16 protein-coding genes and 1 pseudogene are annotated in these 13,639 nt (G+C 62.7%); 9 read left to right on the top strand and 8 right to left on the bottom strand.

The genetic code is table 11. The features are described 5' to 3' along the window. Nucleotides 1-2: 2 nt before the first annotated feature. A complete protein-coding gene (locus tag EN862_RS01455; protein WP_127864125.1) occupies nt 3-218 on the bottom strand; it encodes a hypothetical protein in 216 nt (71 codons plus the stop codon). A 504-nt stretch (nt 219-722) separates the two neighbouring features. Here EN862_RS01455 and EN862_RS01450 point away from each other — a divergent pair. The 3 genes from EN862_RS01450 to EN862_RS01440 are packed head-to-tail and all read left to right on the top strand — an operon-like array spanning nt 723 to nt 2,282. Next, a complete protein-coding gene (locus EN862_RS01450) occupies nt 723-1,406 on the top strand; it encodes a DUF4142 domain-containing protein (protein ID WP_245519466.1) in 684 nt (227 codons plus the stop codon). A 14-nt stretch (nt 1,407-1,420) separates the two neighbouring features. Continuing rightward, nucleotides 1,421-2,020, top strand: coding sequence for a hypothetical protein (locus tag EN862_RS01445; protein ID WP_127864123.1), 600 nt, complete (start codon nt 1,421-1,423; stop codon nt 2,018-2,020). Between the two features lie 49 nt (nt 2,021-2,069). Then, on the top strand, nt 2,070-2,282 hold the full coding sequence (locus tag EN862_RS01440; RefSeq protein ID WP_127864122.1) for a hypothetical protein: 213 nt from the start codon (nt 2,070-2,072) through the stop codon (nt 2,280-2,282). Here EN862_RS01440 and EN862_RS01435 read toward each other — a convergent pair. The 4 genes and pseudogenes from EN862_RS01435 to EN862_RS37495 all read right to left on the bottom strand — a co-directional run bounded on the left by EN862_RS01435 (nt 2,276) and on the right by EN862_RS37495 (nt 6,478). Next, the gene (locus tag EN862_RS01435; protein WP_127864121.1) at nt 2,276-2,569 is read right to left on the bottom strand and encodes a hypothetical protein; all 294 of its coding nucleotides are present in this window, start codon (nt 2,567-2,569) and stop codon (nt 2,276-2,278) included. The genes EN862_RS01440 and EN862_RS01435 overlap by 7 nt on opposite strands. Before the next feature lie 251 nt (nt 2,570-2,820). Beyond that, the gene (locus EN862_RS01430; RefSeq protein ID WP_127864120.1) at nt 2,821-4,935 is read right to left on the bottom strand and encodes a catalase; all 2,115 of its coding nucleotides are present in this window, start codon (nt 4,933-4,935) and stop codon (nt 2,821-2,823) included. 347 nt (nt 4,936-5,282) lie between these two features. Then, nucleotides 5,283-5,471: a hypothetical protein gene (locus EN862_RS01425; RefSeq protein ID WP_127864119.1), complete on the bottom strand. Its 189-nt coding sequence runs from the start codon at nt 5,469-5,471 to the stop codon at nt 5,283-5,285. Between the two features lie 110 nt (nt 5,472-5,581). Next, nucleotides 5,582-6,478: pseudogene (locus EN862_RS37495) on the bottom strand (alpha/beta hydrolase). A gap of 148 nt (nt 6,479-6,626) precedes the next feature. Here EN862_RS37495 and EN862_RS01415 point away from each other — a divergent pair. From EN862_RS01415 to EN862_RS01400, 4 genes are all read left to right on the top strand, one after another. Continuing rightward, on the top strand, nt 6,627-8,387 hold the full coding sequence (locus EN862_RS01415; RefSeq protein ID WP_127864118.1) for a thiamine pyrophosphate-dependent enzyme: 1,761 nt from the start codon (nt 6,627-6,629) through the stop codon (nt 8,385-8,387). Nucleotides 8,388-8,398: 11 nt separating this feature from the next. Continuing rightward, on the top strand, nt 8,399-10,390 hold the full coding sequence (locus tag EN862_RS01410) for a protein-L-isoaspartate(D-aspartate) O-methyltransferase (RefSeq protein ID WP_127864117.1): 1,992 nt from the start codon (nt 8,399-8,401) through the stop codon (nt 10,388-10,390). Between the two features lie 53 nt (nt 10,391-10,443). After that, nucleotides 10,444-10,647 carry a hypothetical protein gene (locus EN862_RS01405; protein ID WP_127864116.1) on the top strand — a complete coding sequence of 68 codons (204 nt, stop codon included), beginning with the start codon at nt 10,444-10,446 and terminating at the stop codon, nt 10,645-10,647. A gap of 167 nt (nt 10,648-10,814) precedes the next feature. Further along, nucleotides 10,815-11,123 (top strand): hypothetical protein, encoded by a 309-nt coding sequence (locus tag EN862_RS01400; protein WP_127864115.1) that lies wholly within the window; start codon nt 10,815-10,817, stop codon nt 11,121-11,123. 597 nt (nt 11,124-11,720) lie between these two features. Here EN862_RS01400 and EN862_RS01395 read toward each other — a convergent pair. Continuing rightward, the gene (locus EN862_RS01395) at nt 11,721-12,032 is read right to left on the bottom strand and encodes a hypothetical protein (RefSeq protein WP_127864114.1); all 312 of its coding nucleotides are present in this window, start codon (nt 12,030-12,032) and stop codon (nt 11,721-11,723) included. 160 nt (nt 12,033-12,192) lie between these two features. Here EN862_RS01395 and EN862_RS01390 point away from each other — a divergent pair, with 160 nt between their 5' ends. Together EN862_RS01390 and EN862_RS36010 are read left to right on the top strand one after the other, a co-directional pair. Next, entirely contained in the window at nt 12,193-12,396 is a 204-nt protein-coding gene (locus tag EN862_RS01390) for a DUF2934 domain-containing protein (RefSeq protein WP_127864113.1), read from the top strand. 8 nt (nt 12,397-12,404) lie between these two features. After that, complete coding sequence (locus tag EN862_RS36010) at nt 12,405-12,542, top strand: hypothetical protein (RefSeq protein WP_189401002.1); 138 nt, start codon at nt 12,405-12,407, stop codon at nt 12,540-12,542. A gap of 121 nt (nt 12,543-12,663) precedes the next feature. Here EN862_RS36010 and EN862_RS01380 read toward each other — a convergent pair whose 3' ends face one another. Then, nucleotides 12,664-13,266: a diguanylate cyclase gene (locus EN862_RS01380; protein ID WP_127864803.1), complete on the bottom strand. Its 603-nt coding sequence runs from the start codon at nt 13,264-13,266 to the stop codon at nt 12,664-12,666. Between the two features lie 10 nt (nt 13,267-13,276). Continuing rightward, the gene (locus EN862_RS01375; RefSeq protein ID WP_127864112.1) at nt 13,277-13,471 is read right to left on the bottom strand and encodes a hypothetical protein; all 195 of its coding nucleotides are present in this window, start codon (nt 13,469-13,471) and stop codon (nt 13,277-13,279) included. Nucleotides 13,472-13,639: the final 168 nt, after the last annotated feature.

Genomic DNA, 13,639 nt, shown 5'->3' with positions numbered 1-13,639 from the left:
CATCACACCGCGGCGCATTCGATATTGCCAGATGCAGTTCGCGTGTCGAATTCCTGCGTCAGGCTGGACTCTTTGATGCGACATGCCAGGGCACGCATTGCGCGTGCGACGGGATACATCTTGATGCGTTCGAACTCCCTCGCTTCCGCCTCGGCGAGCGCCGCGCATCGTTCGCGTTCGGCGATTTCAGGACAAAGATTTTCGGCAGTGTATTCCATGTTGGATTTCTCCATCGCATTGTCTGCCGCTAAACTCCGATTAAAGTCCTCCGTTCCATCAAGGTAAGCGCTTGCCGTGCTTTTCGAAAAGCGCTCGCGCTGGCCGGCCTCGATTTGACAAGACACAATAACAAATGATGTTTTTTGGCCGCTCCGCGGCAAAATTCTTTGAACGTTTCGCCCGCTACAAGGTTTGTTGCCATTACCGGCATCATCAAGAAGGGGGAGATCGTGGACAAGGATAAGACGACGCCCCCCTCTCCAAGCTCGCCGGAGCCAGAGCCACGTGGCGGCCGACGCTGGCTGATTTGCCGTCCAGGCAACTTCCCGCCGAGCGGATTCAATCCAAATCCGCCTGGCCGGCCGGGCGATTTCTATCGGGCCAAGGAAACGAGGTCCTTGGGGAACAAAGGGCCGGAATGGTGGTTCGGTGCCACCAAGACAAAGGAGCCTTGCCCCATGAGCATGCGGATATCCCTTATCCCATCGGCGACTGCCTTATTGATGCTCGCCCTTCCGGCCCTCGCGGCCGATGACGCCCAGACCTTCGTCAACAAGGCTGCAATCGGCGGGATGTTCGAAGTGGATTCGAGCAAGATCGCGCAGGACAATGCGAAGGATCAGCAGATCAAGGATTTCGCCAAGCGCATGATTGCCGATCACGGCGCGGCGAACGCCAAATTGCAGAAGATCGCCGGCGAGCAGAAGCTGAAGGTGCCCACGCAATCCGATGCCGAGCATAAGAGCGATCTGGAACGGCTGCAGAGCACGACAGCCTCGCTGGACCAGCCTTATGTCGAGATGCAGCGCAAGGCGCATGCGGATGCGGTCGGCCTGTTCGAGGCTTACGCCAAGGAGGGAGATAATCCCGCTCTCAAATCCTTCGCGGCGGAGACGTTGCCGACACTGAAGATGCATCAGGACATGATCGAGAAGATCGCCGCCGCCAGCGCGAGCATGCCGGCGGTCAAATCGGCATCGACGCCCAAGCCACCTGCTCCGGTCCCCGGCGCGAACAGCTTCACGGAAGCGCAGGCGAAGACGCGCATCCAGGATGCCGGCTATGCGGACGTCTCCGCCCTCGCCAAGGACGAGCAGGGCATCTGGCGCGGCCAGGCGACGAAGGACGGCAAGGGCACCTCGGTTGCCCTCGACTACCAGGGCAACGTCTTTGCCGGCCAACAATAGACAGGAGAACCGACATGCAAACGATCACCGCGCTGTTCGACGACTATGACGAAGCCGCTGACGCCGTGGGCGCGCTGGAGTCCATCGGCGTTCCGACGTCGGACATCAGCATCATGGCCAACAATGCCCGCGGCTGGTACCGGAACACGCAATCGCCCGCAGCCGAGGATGCCGCCAGCGGCGCCGGAATCGGCGCGGTCGTGGGCGGCGCCGGCGGCCTGGCGACGGGCCTGGGCGCCATGGCGATACCGGGCGTGGGGCCGGTGGTCGCGGCCGGCTGGCTGGCGGCGACAGCCGCGGGCGCCGTCGCCGGAGCGATCGTGGGCGGCGCCGCCGGCGGCATCGTCGGCAGCCTGACCGACGCCGGCGTGCCGGAGCAAGACGCGCATGTCTATGCCGAAGGCGTCCGCCGTGGCGGCACGCTGGTGACGGCGCGTGTCGAGGACGACCTCGCCGCTGAAGCCGATGAAGTTCTCCGCAGCTCCGCGTCGGTCAACATCGCCGACCGCCGCAGCGAATACCAAGCGGACGGGTGGGCAGAATTCGATCCGGCTGCCGGGGACTATTCGGCCGACGAGGTCGAGCGCGAGGCCGCGCGACGGCGGCAAGCATGAGCGTCGTCAGCGCCTGCGGCGCAACGGCAAAGCCCGTCAGGAGTTCGGCATGAAACGGGTGCTTTTGCCGCTGCTACTGTTGCTGGTGGTCATGGCGCTTTGCTACTGGGCCTTCGTTGAAGTCGGCAGCGGCTCATCTTCGGCGCCATGGAAACGCACATCCGAACAAAACCAGGGCGGGAATGCGCCGCAGGATACCTCGCCAGCAGCCGGCATCACGAAGAACCCTCAGGATGCCAGCAAGATGCCGCGCGTTCAGTAACCGGCGATGTCCTCAGTTCCCGGATCACTACGCGGGACGAATTCGTTGAAGCGGCTGGGGCTGCCCTCCGCGGTCATGTCCTGGTGGACGAACGCCAGGTTGTTGTCGTCCAGGACTTTGAAGAAATCTTCCCATTCGATCGGCCTAAGATCCTCATCGCCCTCGCCGAAATCGACCCGCAGCGTCGCGGCCTTGCCCGGCGCCGCGACGACGGCAGGCCTGCCATGGCGCGCCTCGATCCACGCTCGGATCACTTCGTGATTTGAGGTCGTCATAGCCTCGCTCATTGCGGCCTCCTGTTTGACGGTTCCCCTCTCTCGAAAGGAACCCCGAAGATATCCCGCTTGTTCCCGGGGGGTTCCAGCGCGCGGAATATCCCCAGACGAAGAAAGGCCCGCTGCCTGCATGTGGCAACGGGCCTTGATGGGTCTTGATGGGACCCCGGATCGCTGGAGGGAGGGCGATCTTCTCTCGAACAGGCAGGCGTTCAAAATGTTCCGTCAAAAGTCCTTTGTTTCTAGCTGGTCGGATGAACACCTCAGAGTTTGACGGCGCCTTCCCTCGCCCAAAGCCGCAGCTTGCGGCAAGCCTCGACGAACGGACGCGCGGAACTGCCGCCTGTGAGCTCGATGAGCCCCTCGTCCGCATCGGCCGCTACCCCGGCGCTTGACAGCAGAGGTCCGGCGTCCGCGACGAAGCCAATGAACTTCAGGTGCGCAAAGGCGTCGGACACGAAGTCCTTTGCCGCAGCATCCCGGGACAGCATCTCGGCGCCTTCCTGGGAAACGAGCAGCACCACCGCATCGAAAAGAACCGACGGTCCGCCGTCGATCATGTGGTTGGCTCCGATCCAGCTGCCATCGCCGGCTTCGACACCGCCCACCCGGCGCGCCACGATTTCCACCTTGGCGCCTTCCGCTTGCGCCGCATCCCGTATCGCTTGCAGAAGGCCGGAATCGATGCCGTCGCTGACGAGCACGCCGATCTTGCGGCCCTTGAAGCTGTCCGGCCCGTTGTTGACGATGCTGAGCGCGGGCGACGGGTCGAGGTCATCGCGCGTCGGCACGGCCGCGTCGGCAGGCGCCGGCATGGTCTTGATGCCGAGCTTGTCGGCAACCGTGGTCGCCAGCGTCTCGTCGATGTTGAGCAGATGGGAGATCATCCGCTCGCGGATGACCGGCGTCTCGACCTTGCTCAGTTCGAACGTCAAAGCCATTGCGATGTGACGCTGCTCGGGCTCGGTCTGGCTGATGAAGAATTGGCGGGCCTGGCTGTAGTGATCGGCGAAGCTCTCCGCCCTTAGCCGGACCTTCTGCCCCTCCTCCGCATCGGCAAAGGAGCGGAAGCCTTGGCTAGGCGACTCACGCGGCCCCTCGCCCCAGGAGTTCGGCTGATAGTTGGCGCGGCCGGCCGGATTGCGCATCGCCATGTGGCCGTCCTGCTGGAAATGATGGAACGGGCATTTCGGCGCGTTGATGGGAAGGTGGGTGAAGTTGGGGCTGCCGAGGCGTTTGAGCTGCGTGTCGAGATAGGAGAAGTTGCGTCCCTGCAGCAGGGGATCGTTGGAAAAGTCGATGCCTGGCGGCACGTTCTGCGTCATGAAGGCAACCTGCTCGGTCTCGGCGAAAAAGTTCTCAGGCATGCGATCGAGGACAAGCCGCCCGACCGGGATCGGCTCGATGATCTCCTCGGGAATGATCTTGGTCGGATCGAGGATGTCGAAGTCGAAACTGTCGGCGAAATCCTGGTCGAAGAGCTGCACGCACAGCTCCCACTCCGGAAAATCGCCGGACTGGACGGCGTTCCAGAGGTCGCGGCGGTGGAAATCGGGATCGGCGCCGTTGATCTTCACGGCCTCGTTCCAGACCACCGACTGCATGCCCAGCTTCGGCTTCCAGATGAATTTGACGAAGGTCGATTCATCCTTGGCGTTGACGAGACGGAACGTGTGCACGCCGAAGCCCTGCATGAACCGGAACGACCGGGGAATAGCGCGGTCGGACATGATCCACATGATCATGTGCATCGATTCCGGCGTGAGCGAGATAAAATCCCAGAAATTGTCATGCGCGGATTGGGCCTGCGGGAACGCCCTGTCCGGTTCCTCCTTCACGGCATGGACCATATCCGGAAACCTGATCGCATCCTGGATGAAGAAGACCGGAATGTTGTTGCCGACGAGGTCCCAATTGCCCTCCTTGGTGTAGAGCTTCACGGCGAAACCCCGCACATCCCGCGCCAGGTCGAAAGACCCTTTGCTGCCGGCGACGGTCGAGAAACGAACGAACGCGGGTGTCTTTTCGCCGGGCCGCTGGAAGATATCGGCTTTGGTGTACTTGGCGAGTGACTCGTAGGTCTCGAAGAAGCCATGGACTCCGTAGCCGCGCGCGTGGACCACGCGCTCGGGGATGCGCTCATGATCGAAATGGAAGATCTTTTCGCGGAAATGAAAATCCTCGATCAGCGTGGGACCACGCTCGCCGATCTTCAACGTGTTGTGGTCATCAGCGATCGGCGCGCCAAGCGCCGTCGTCTGCACCTCGACCTCGCCTTCGGCCACCTGATGCAGCTCGCCGCCACTGCCGCGGACAAGTTCCTGGTCATGAATCTCAGCCACGGCTGTAGCGTCGGCCGGGGAAGCTTTCTTCGGCATTGTCGTTGTCCCTTGTGCTCGCTGAAATGATGTTGCCGAACGAGCAATCGGGGCGAATGTTCCAGCCGGTACAGCGGGGCATGTCCCGGCTTGAGCTATCTTGGAACGGCGTCCGATCCTTCCTCTGCTCCGCTTGACTCGGAACGGTCCGGCGTTACTCGCGAGGATGCACGAGCGAGCATGTCTCTCGGTGCCGGGATGCGAGATTTTCGGCGCCACCAGCGCGGCAGGAACTCAGCCATCAGGCTTTGAATAAGGCTCTTCATCCGATTGCCCATGGAAGGTTTCACAGGCGAACAGATGCCAGCCCCAATTGTTCCGGGTCGGCGCGATGTCGTCGGTGAAAATCAATTCGGACGGGACTTGCGCGCTCGCAACGCGATGGCGGCGTCGAGCTTTCGCGCCAGTTCGAGCATTCGGGAAGGCGCGTCCTCGACTGTCAGCGCCTCCAACGCCACGGTCGTCTCGCGTTCCGGCGTTGTCGCCTCGGAGAATTCCTGTTCCGATGTCAGTGCTTCACGAAGCTTCCGTGCCACGGCCGGACCCTAACATGGGTTAATGCCTCCCCACTAACCCACTGATGGAGAAAAAGTTCCTGCTGCGCCCGTCCGCTGGAACGGCGAACTTCCTTCAACGCTGCTTTCGCTTATTGCCTGCCGAACTCGAGCAGAAATCTCTCCAATCCCTCCCGAACCTGTGCGGGCGCTTCGCGAGTTGGGAAATGACCGACACCCGGCAGCAGCACGCGCTCATAACCGCCGGTAAAATACGGCTCCTTGCCTTTGGACGAATCCGGCAGAACGACGCGATCGTCATCGCCATGAAGGACCAATGCCGGCACCGAGATGATCTCCGCCTCAATTTGTTTGCGCGCGAGTTCAGCATAGCGCGGGTCGGGATCCGCCTCCCCCCAGCGCACGCGATAGGAATGCAGCGTCACATCCGGCCAGTCCGGATTTGCGAAAGACTTGGCCACACGCTCAAACAGATCGTCGTCGAACCAGCCTGGCGGGCTCCAGCTGTCCCACTGGAACCGCGCGAAGGAGCGACCGTGCTGTCGCACGAACTCCTCGCCGCGCCCGGTCGCCATGAACCACTGATACCAGAAAGCTTTCGTCTGCTCCAAGGGCGGCGTCGGAGGCGGGCCGGGCTGCCACCCCAGCGAAAGCGCCGCGCAGCATGTTATGCGCTGTGGAAAGACGGAGGCGAGCAGTTAGGCGATACGCGCGCCCCAGTCATGGCCGACAACCGCGAACCGTTCGAGGCCGATGGCGTCGGCAAAGTCGAGCGCGTCCTGCGCCATGGCGGCGATCTCGCCTGAGCGCATCGTTTCATCGGAGTGGAACGAGGTCTTCCCAAATCCGCGTAGCCATGGCGCGAAGGTTCGGAAGCCCGCAGCCTGAAGCGATGGCGCCACATCCGCAAACGTCGTCGGGTCATCCGGCCAGCCATGGAGGAGCAGCACAGGCGGGCCGTCCTCGGATCCACCGCTCCGATAGGCGACGCGCAAAAGCGAAGTATCGCAGAAGACAGGTTCTTCCATGGACGCCTCCTCACGGGCACCACATTGCAGTGGCCGCCCAACCCGGCGCAATCGGGTTTGTTCCGTTTCGCCATGAGAGCCCGCTTCGATCCGGCGAGGGAACCAACCGCAGCCTCGCTGGTTCGGGACCCAACAGCGGAGCCTCGCCATGCCTAATGCAGCCGAAATCCTCGTCGAGACCCTGATTGCCTGGAACGTCGAAGTCGTGTTCGGATTGCCCGGCGACGGCATCAACGGCGTCATGGAGGCGCTGCGCAAGAACCAGGACAAAATTTCTTTCGTTCAAGTGCGGCACGAGGAGTCGGCCGCGTTCATGGCTTGCGCCTACGCGAAATGGACAGGCAGGCTCGGCGTATGCCTCGCGACGTCCGGGCCCGGCGGTACTCACCTTCTCACCGGTCTCTACGACGCAAGGCTCGACCAAGCGCCGGTGCTGGCGATCACCGGCATGCAGTTCCATGACCTGATCGAGACTTTCACCCAGCAGGATGTCGATCTCACCCGCGTCTTCAACGACGTCAGCGTCTACAACGCCCAGGTCTCGGACGCGGCGCATATGGAGAACGTGGCGAGCCTCGCCTGCCGCACGGCGCTCGCCCGCAAGGGCGTCGCGCATCTTTCGATCGCCAGCGATATCCAGGAACAGCCCGCCGACGCGGCCAAGCGATCCAAGCGCAACCGCCCGGCGCACACGCCGCAGGACATGTTCGCCCCCCACTGCGTCGCGCAGGATGCGGAGTTGGACAAGGCCGCGGCCATCCTCAACGACGCCGGGCGCGTGGCGATCCTTGCGGGACGCGGAGCGATCGGGGCGGCGGCTGAACTCGAGGAAACTGCGCGGCTGTTGCATGCGCCGATCGCCAAGGCGCTGCTTGGCAAAGCCGTGCTGCCGGACGATCATCCCTACACTACGGGCGGCATCGGCATTCTGGGCACCTTGCCTTCGCAAGAGGCGATGGAGACGTGCGACGCCGTCCTCATCGTCGGCTCGACCTTCCCTTACATCGAGTATTATCCGCAGCCGGGCAAAGCGCGTGGCGTGCAGATCGATTGTGACGCGCAGCGCATCGGCCTGCGCTTCCCCGTCGAGGCCGGTCTGGTTGGCGACGCGGCCGAGACCTTGCGCGCCCTGAACCAACGGCTGCAGCAGAAGGGCGACGGTGCTTTCCTGGCAACTGCACAGAGTTCGATGCAGAAATGGCGCGAGATGATGCGCCAGTCCGAAGATGGCTTGGCCCATCCGCTCAAGCCGCAACGCGTCGCGCGCGCCTTCGGCGAGCGCCTTGCCGAGAATACGGTGCTGGCGACCGATTCCGGCCAGAACACGGAACTTGCCGCGCGCCATGTCGATCTCCGCGCGGGACAGGCCTTCGGCGTTTCCGGCGCGCTCGCCTCCATGTCCTGCGGTTTGAGCTATGCGATCGCGGCCGGCATTGCCTTTCCCGGTCGTCCGGTCGCGGCGATCGTCGGCGATGGCGGGCTTGCCATGCAGCTCGGCGAGTTTTCCACGGCGGTGCGTTACGGGATCCCGCTGAAAGTCCTGGTCATCAAGAACAACATGCTGAACCAGATCGCCTGGGAGCAGATGATGTTCCTCGGCAATCCCCAGTTCGGCTGCGAATTGCAGCCGATCGATTTCGCCAAGGCCGCCGAGGCGATGGGCGGAAAAGGTTTCAGCATCGAGCGGGCGGAGGAGGTCGAGCGCGTGCTCGACCAGGCTTTCGCCACCAGTGGGCCGGTGATCATCGAGGCGCTCGTCGACGCCTATGAGCCGATGATGCCGCCGAAAATGCCGTCCGATTACGCCAAGAACTTCCGCAAGGCGCTGCCGCAGACTCCGGGCCGCGACCTTATTGAGGAAAACGTCTCCCGCCAGCCGACCAAGGCGATGATGGACGCAGGCGAATAGAGGGGATTCCGATGCTTGATCTTTCCCGCGAGCGTCGTCGGATGGTCGATGTGCATCTCAGCCGGCGCGGCATCCATGATCGGGAAATCCTGGCAGCGATGCGAGAGGTTCCGCGGGAAGTCTTCGTGGACCCAGGCTACGAGGAATTCGCCTATGAGGACGGACCGCTGCCGATCGCGGAAGGACAGACGATATCGCAGCCTTACATCGTTGCCTTCATGCTGGAGATGGCGGAGATCGGCCCAGGCGATCATGTGCTCGAGGTCGGCACAGGATCGGGCTATGCGGCCGCCGTGATGAGCCGCATCGTCGACCATGTCTACACGATCGAACGCCATGCGCCGCTTGCCGAGACCGCACGGCGGCGCTTCCAAAAACTAGGCTACGGCAACATCGAAGTTCGGATCGGCGACGGCACCAGAGGCTGGCCCGAAGCCGCACCCTTCGACGCCATCGTGGTGGCCGCGAGCGGACCGGGCGCGCCGCTGGCCTTGCAGCAGCAGCTCGACGTCGGCGGCAGGCTGGTCATTCCGGTGGGCGACGATCCTGACGAGCAGCGCCTGCTCAAGGTGACCCGCACGGGCGCATCGACTTACAGCGAGGAGGATTTCGGCGGGGTGCGCTTCGTCCCGCTCATCGGCGAACAGGGCTGGCGAGAGGAAAGCCGTCCGACGACTATCCGCGCGGTTCCACTGGCGCGCACGCGCAGCCTGCCGGAGATGATCGCGGCGGCCGCCGAGCCGCTTTCCGACTTCGACGACCCTGCGTTTGCCGAACCGTTCGACCGTTTCGCGGACCGGCGGATCGTCCTGCTCGGCGAATCCAGCCACGGCACCTCCGAATTCTACCGGGCGCGCGCTGCAATCACCAAAAGGCTGATCGAGAGGCACGGCTTCACCATCGTCGCGGTCGAGGCCGACTGGCCCGATGCAGCGGCCATCGACCGCTATGTCCGCGGCCGAGGCGCCTCGCCTGGCGCCGACCAGCCGTTCCGGCGCTTTCCAACCTGGATGTGGCGCAACACCGATGTCGCAGCATTCGTGGAATGGCTGCGCGAGCACAATGACAAGGTCAAGGCGCTGCAGCCTGAGGCAGGCTTTTATGGCCTCGACATCTACAACATGCGCGGTTCGATCGCCGCCGTCCTGGAGTATCTCGACCGCGTCGACCCGGAAGCGGCAAGGGTTGCGCGGGAGCGCTATGGCTGCCTGACGCCATGGCAGACCGAACCGTCGACCTACGGTCGTGCCGCGCTGACCAAGGGCTACCGCGAATGCGAGAAAGCGGTCCTCGAGCAGTGCCGCGACATGCTGGCGAGGCAACTCGATCATGCCGGCCGGGACGGCGAGGAACTGTTCGACGCCGCGCAGAATGCCCGGCTCATCGCTTCGGCGGAGCGGTATTACCGCGTCATGTATTATGGCGGACCGCAATCCTGGAATCTGCGCGACACGCATATGTTCGAGACGCTCGAACATATTCTGGGTGCACGCGGCCCGAGTGCGAAAGCCATCGTGTGGGCGCACAACTCCCACATCGGCGATGCGCGTTACACCGAAATGGGAATCTCGCGCGAGGAAGTGAATATCGGCCAGCTCTGCCGGCAGCGCTTTGGCGATGCCGCGGCGCTCATCGGTTTCGGCACGCACACCGGCACGGTCGCCGCGGCGACCGACTGGGACGGCGAGATGGAAGTTAAGCCGGTGCGGCCATCGCGCGAGGACAGCTACGAGCGGCTCTGCCACGAAGCCGGCATCGAGCGGTTCCTGCTTGATCTCGCACGCGATCCGAAGCTGCGCGACCGGCTGACCGAGCGCCGCCTGGAGCGGTTCATCGGCGTGATCTACCGGCCGGAAACCGAACTGCACAGCCACTATGCCGACGCTTCGCTGGCGCGTCAGTTCGATGCCTTTGTCTGGTTCGATGAGACCAGCGCGGTCACGCCGCTCGGACCAGAACACGCCGCTGAAGGCATGCCGGAAACTTATCCGTTCGGCGTCTGACGCCGGAACATTCTGCGCCGCTTCCGGTTCGAAGGAGATAACGAGGAACGACCATGAGCGGAAACCAGCACCCGAAATCGAAAAAACCTAGCGATGCAGATATGAGCAATGATCCCGGCATCGGAACCTCCAAGGGCACCATCAAGGAAGGCGACGAGCTGGAGCATGGCGAGAACACAATCGAAGGTGATGTCGAGAACGACACCAGCGACGCAGGTGGCATCAACCCTCGCCAGAAGATCCGAACGAACAAGTAAATTTCTCAGGCCACAGCAACAAATCTCACAAACCGCTTTGTGCATCTTCTTTGTCAGAGGCGAAATTTATAAAAAGGTCGGCGTTTTCTACGAATTTCATCGGAACATCCGGTTTAATTTCTTGTTGAATTATATCGCAATCAGGCGATCAACAGGAGATACTTACCATGATAAAACTTCTTTCCGCATCGGTTCTTGCAGTTGTCCTGGCGACTTCCGCGATGGCGCAAACGAGCGGCTCGGGCAACGGCACCAACGGCACCGGCGCTACCACAGGCACCACTGGCACCGGGGCCACAACAGGCACGGGCAACACCAACGGCAACGGCACGGTCGATCCAAACGCCACCAACAGCACGAACGGCACCAAGTCCAACGGCGCAAACGACCGGTGCAAGGACGCCGCCGGCAACGACATCGACAACAACACAGCCAGCGGCAACACGACGTCCAACGTGCAGAATTGCAACAAGTAAGCTATCGGCCTCTTGCACGGCCTCGAAGGCCCGCCTTTGTGAGGGCGGGCTTTTTATCTTTCTCCCTTTCGGTCAAGCCGCTACAGATCACATCCCGCGGTCCGGAACGTAAAGGCAGAAAGAGCGCGGGGATCTGTTGTCGCCCCCCGGCTTGCATTCGTGGAAATGTTCGTCACGCGATCGCTTGATGCGATGGTCGCTATAGGGGATCAACTCGCCGGTCGACAGCTGGTAACCGTTTTTCGTCTCTTTCACATCCGAAGGCGGTGCCTGATAACAATCCACCCCAGCGCAGCAGGAAGGGTCATACTGCCAGCCCGCCGGCGCCTGGTGCGCCGATGCCGGGACACAGAGGAGGCTCCCCAGGACGCATGCGGTCAGAGGGAGCAATGCGCGCCGTCGAAGCGAATGTAGCCTATCGCTCGATGTCCGTTCCCGCAGATGTTTCCTCGACGCTGTCTGGTTCATAGCCGATCCGTCGTGGTTCGGATGCTCCGGACGGCTCCAGAGCCTCACAATCCGCCGCCGGGTCGTCGCCGGCGGCAGTCCCCGAACTTAGAAGTCATAGCTATGTTCCACAGAGGTCCGCGGCGCGGTTCATTCCTTCACATAGGCGCCGGGCTGACGGCCGCTCCTGGGCGCCTTGGCGTCCTTGGAACGCTCTGCGACTGCCGGGCCAGCGCCTGAGCTCTTTTCGATGGCCGGGCTTGGCGTCGGCTGGCGCGGCGGATTGCGGCCTTCCGACTGATGGGTCTTGTCCTCGACCTCGCCCTGTTTGCGGCTGAGGCCCGGATCGACGTGAGGTCTTTCGTTGCCGGCGGCGTCCTGGGAAAATTGGTCGCTCGGATCCGGATCGGCGTTCGCCGGATATTTTGTGGCGCCTGTCTCGCGGCGGTTCTGATTGTTCATGGCTGGTCTCCATTTTCTCAATGGAGAAGTAACACCGGCGCGAAGGCGACGTTCCCGACCCGGCACCGTACACGGCACCTAAGTTTCGAGTCGGACGGAACAAAGCTTTCGGCAATCAATTAGGCGCGGGCAGCCAGATGAGGCGCGAAGGAGGCTCGTCATGGACAGGGAAGAACGCATCAGGCAACGCGCCCACGAGATCTGGGAGCGGGAAGGCCGCCCCGAGGGACGCCAGCAGGAACACTGGGATCAGGCCGTCCAGGAGATCGAGTCGGAAGGTTCGGAGGCCGAGCGCGGTCCGGTGGCGCCCGATCCCCCTGTTGGGATCGGCTCGGACCCAGCCGCCAACAGGCCAGGCGGCTGAGGTTGCGGATGCGTCATATCACAATTGCGCTCGGCGTTCTGTTGGTCATTCTGATCGCCATCTGGGTTTGGGTTGGCCAGAATGACGGGCGCCCGGCTGGCGGTGCCCAGCAGCCCTCGCCGCACGCGATCGACCAGAACGGCTAAAGCGCGTCGCGTCGAAACGGATTCGCGCGACGCGCTTTAAGTCTTTGTTTTGATGCATGTCGTTCTCCCAAAACCGCTGCGCACTTTTGGGCGACATGCATTAAGCAGAGGACGGCTCGCCTCATCGCACCGTGGTATCGCCGGGCTCGTGCCGCCTGGCCTTGGCGGGCACGAGCCGGCCCGAATTGGCGCGCAAGCCTCTGAGGAACTCCTCCACATAGGGCAGCAGTTCAAACAGCGCGATGACGACCATGACGATGGCGACATATGCCACCGGCAGTTGCTCCTGCTTCCAGGTCAGGTCGAAGCGAGCTCTTTCCGTTCCGGCGCCAAACAGCGCCAGGAATTGCCCCCAATGCAGCGCCACCACGATGACCAGGCCCATCAGCGGGATCATCTCCAGGAAGCTGTGCACATGCTGCTCGATCGGGCTGACCGTGCGCGCCGTGGTCGCGTAGCGCACGTCCCACATCGCTGTCGCTTCATGGACGAAAAAGGTGACGATCATCACGGCGATGACCAGGGCATTCACCTCGAGGAACATTGCCGCAAGCAGCGGGATCCCGACCTCGGCGAACATCAGCAGATGGATGAGCGATTCCTTCGCGCCGGTGGTGGATTCTATATGGGTCGCACGGTGGCAGAGCCAGTCGGCAAAACCCGCGATTAGCCAGACCGGCAAGACGAAATACATCAGGATGAGGACCATCGGATCGTCAAGCACGACTGCCCCCCTATCTATCGCCATTGTCCGCGTCCCGCTTCAGCTTTGCCGCCTCGCGATCGAGCACGTTCGGATCGTTTCCGTATTTCAGGATCAGCGCCAGCGCCAACCCGCTTGGAATTCCCGCTCTTTCCGCGAGGTCGCGGACACGTTCGGCATTCTCACGCTCGTGGTCGTCCTTGGAGGCTTCGCCTTGCGATGTCATGGTCCTGGTTCCCGGCCAAGTCCCGCCTCGTGCCGAACCGCAGGCCGGCGGAATGGTTCCATGCCTGCCGGATCGCATCGAAGCGCATGCGGCGAACGGCCGGAACGGTTCACCCGTCGCTGCGTTCTAACATCTGGCTTCCCTGCTGCCTCATTGTCATGCGCGCCG

Source organism: Mesorhizobium sp. M2E.F.Ca.ET.219.01.1.1, assembly GCF_004016445.2.
Taxonomy (GTDB): Bacteria; Pseudomonadota; Alphaproteobacteria; order Rhizobiales; family Rhizobiaceae; genus Mesorhizobium.
Note: the sequence above shows the minus strand (reverse complement) of the source record. Positions and strands in the feature narration are given on the sequence as shown.

Bases quoted from the DNA above. Each gene is read 5' to 3' on its own strand.
- EN862_RS01455 (WP_127864125.1), bottom strand. From the start codon at position 218: ATGGAATACACTGCCGAAAATCTTTGTCCTGAAATCGCCGAACGCGAA.
- EN862_RS01450 (WP_245519466.1), top strand. From the start codon at position 723: ATGCTCGCCCTTCCGGCCCTCGCGGCCGATGACGCCCAGACCTTCGTC.
- EN862_RS01445 (WP_127864123.1), top strand. From the start codon at position 1,421: ATGCAAACGATCACCGCGCTGTTCGACGACTATGACGAAGCCGCTGAC.
- EN862_RS01440 (WP_127864122.1), top strand. From the start codon at position 2,070: ATGAAACGGGTGCTTTTGCCGCTGCTACTGTTGCTGGTGGTCATGGCG.
- EN862_RS01435 (WP_127864121.1), bottom strand. From the start codon at position 2,569: ATGAGCGAGGCTATGACGACCTCAAATCACGAAGTGATCCGAGCGTGG.
- EN862_RS01430 (WP_127864120.1), bottom strand. From the start codon at position 4,935: ATGCCGAAGAAAGCTTCCCCGGCCGACGCTACAGCCGTGGCTGAGATT.
- EN862_RS01415 (WP_127864118.1), top strand. From the start codon at position 6,627: ATGCCTAATGCAGCCGAAATCCTCGTCGAGACCCTGATTGCCTGGAAC.
- EN862_RS01410 (WP_127864117.1), top strand. From the start codon at position 8,399: ATGCTTGATCTTTCCCGCGAGCGTCGTCGGATGGTCGATGTGCATCTC.
- EN862_RS01405 (WP_127864116.1), top strand. From the start codon at position 10,444: ATGAGCGGAAACCAGCACCCGAAATCGAAAAAACCTAGCGATGCAGAT.
- EN862_RS01400 (WP_127864115.1), top strand. From the start codon at position 10,815: ATGATAAAACTTCTTTCCGCATCGGTTCTTGCAGTTGTCCTGGCGACT.
- EN862_RS01395 (WP_127864114.1), bottom strand. From the start codon at position 12,032: ATGAACAATCAGAACCGCCGCGAGACAGGCGCCACAAAATATCCGGCG.
- EN862_RS01390 (WP_127864113.1), top strand. From the start codon at position 12,193: ATGGACAGGGAAGAACGCATCAGGCAACGCGCCCACGAGATCTGGGAG.
- EN862_RS36010 (WP_189401002.1), top strand. From the start codon at position 12,405: ATGCGTCATATCACAATTGCGCTCGGCGTTCTGTTGGTCATTCTGATC.
- EN862_RS01375 (WP_127864112.1), bottom strand. From the start codon at position 13,471: ATGACATCGCAAGGCGAAGCCTCCAAGGACGACCACGAGCGTGAGAAT.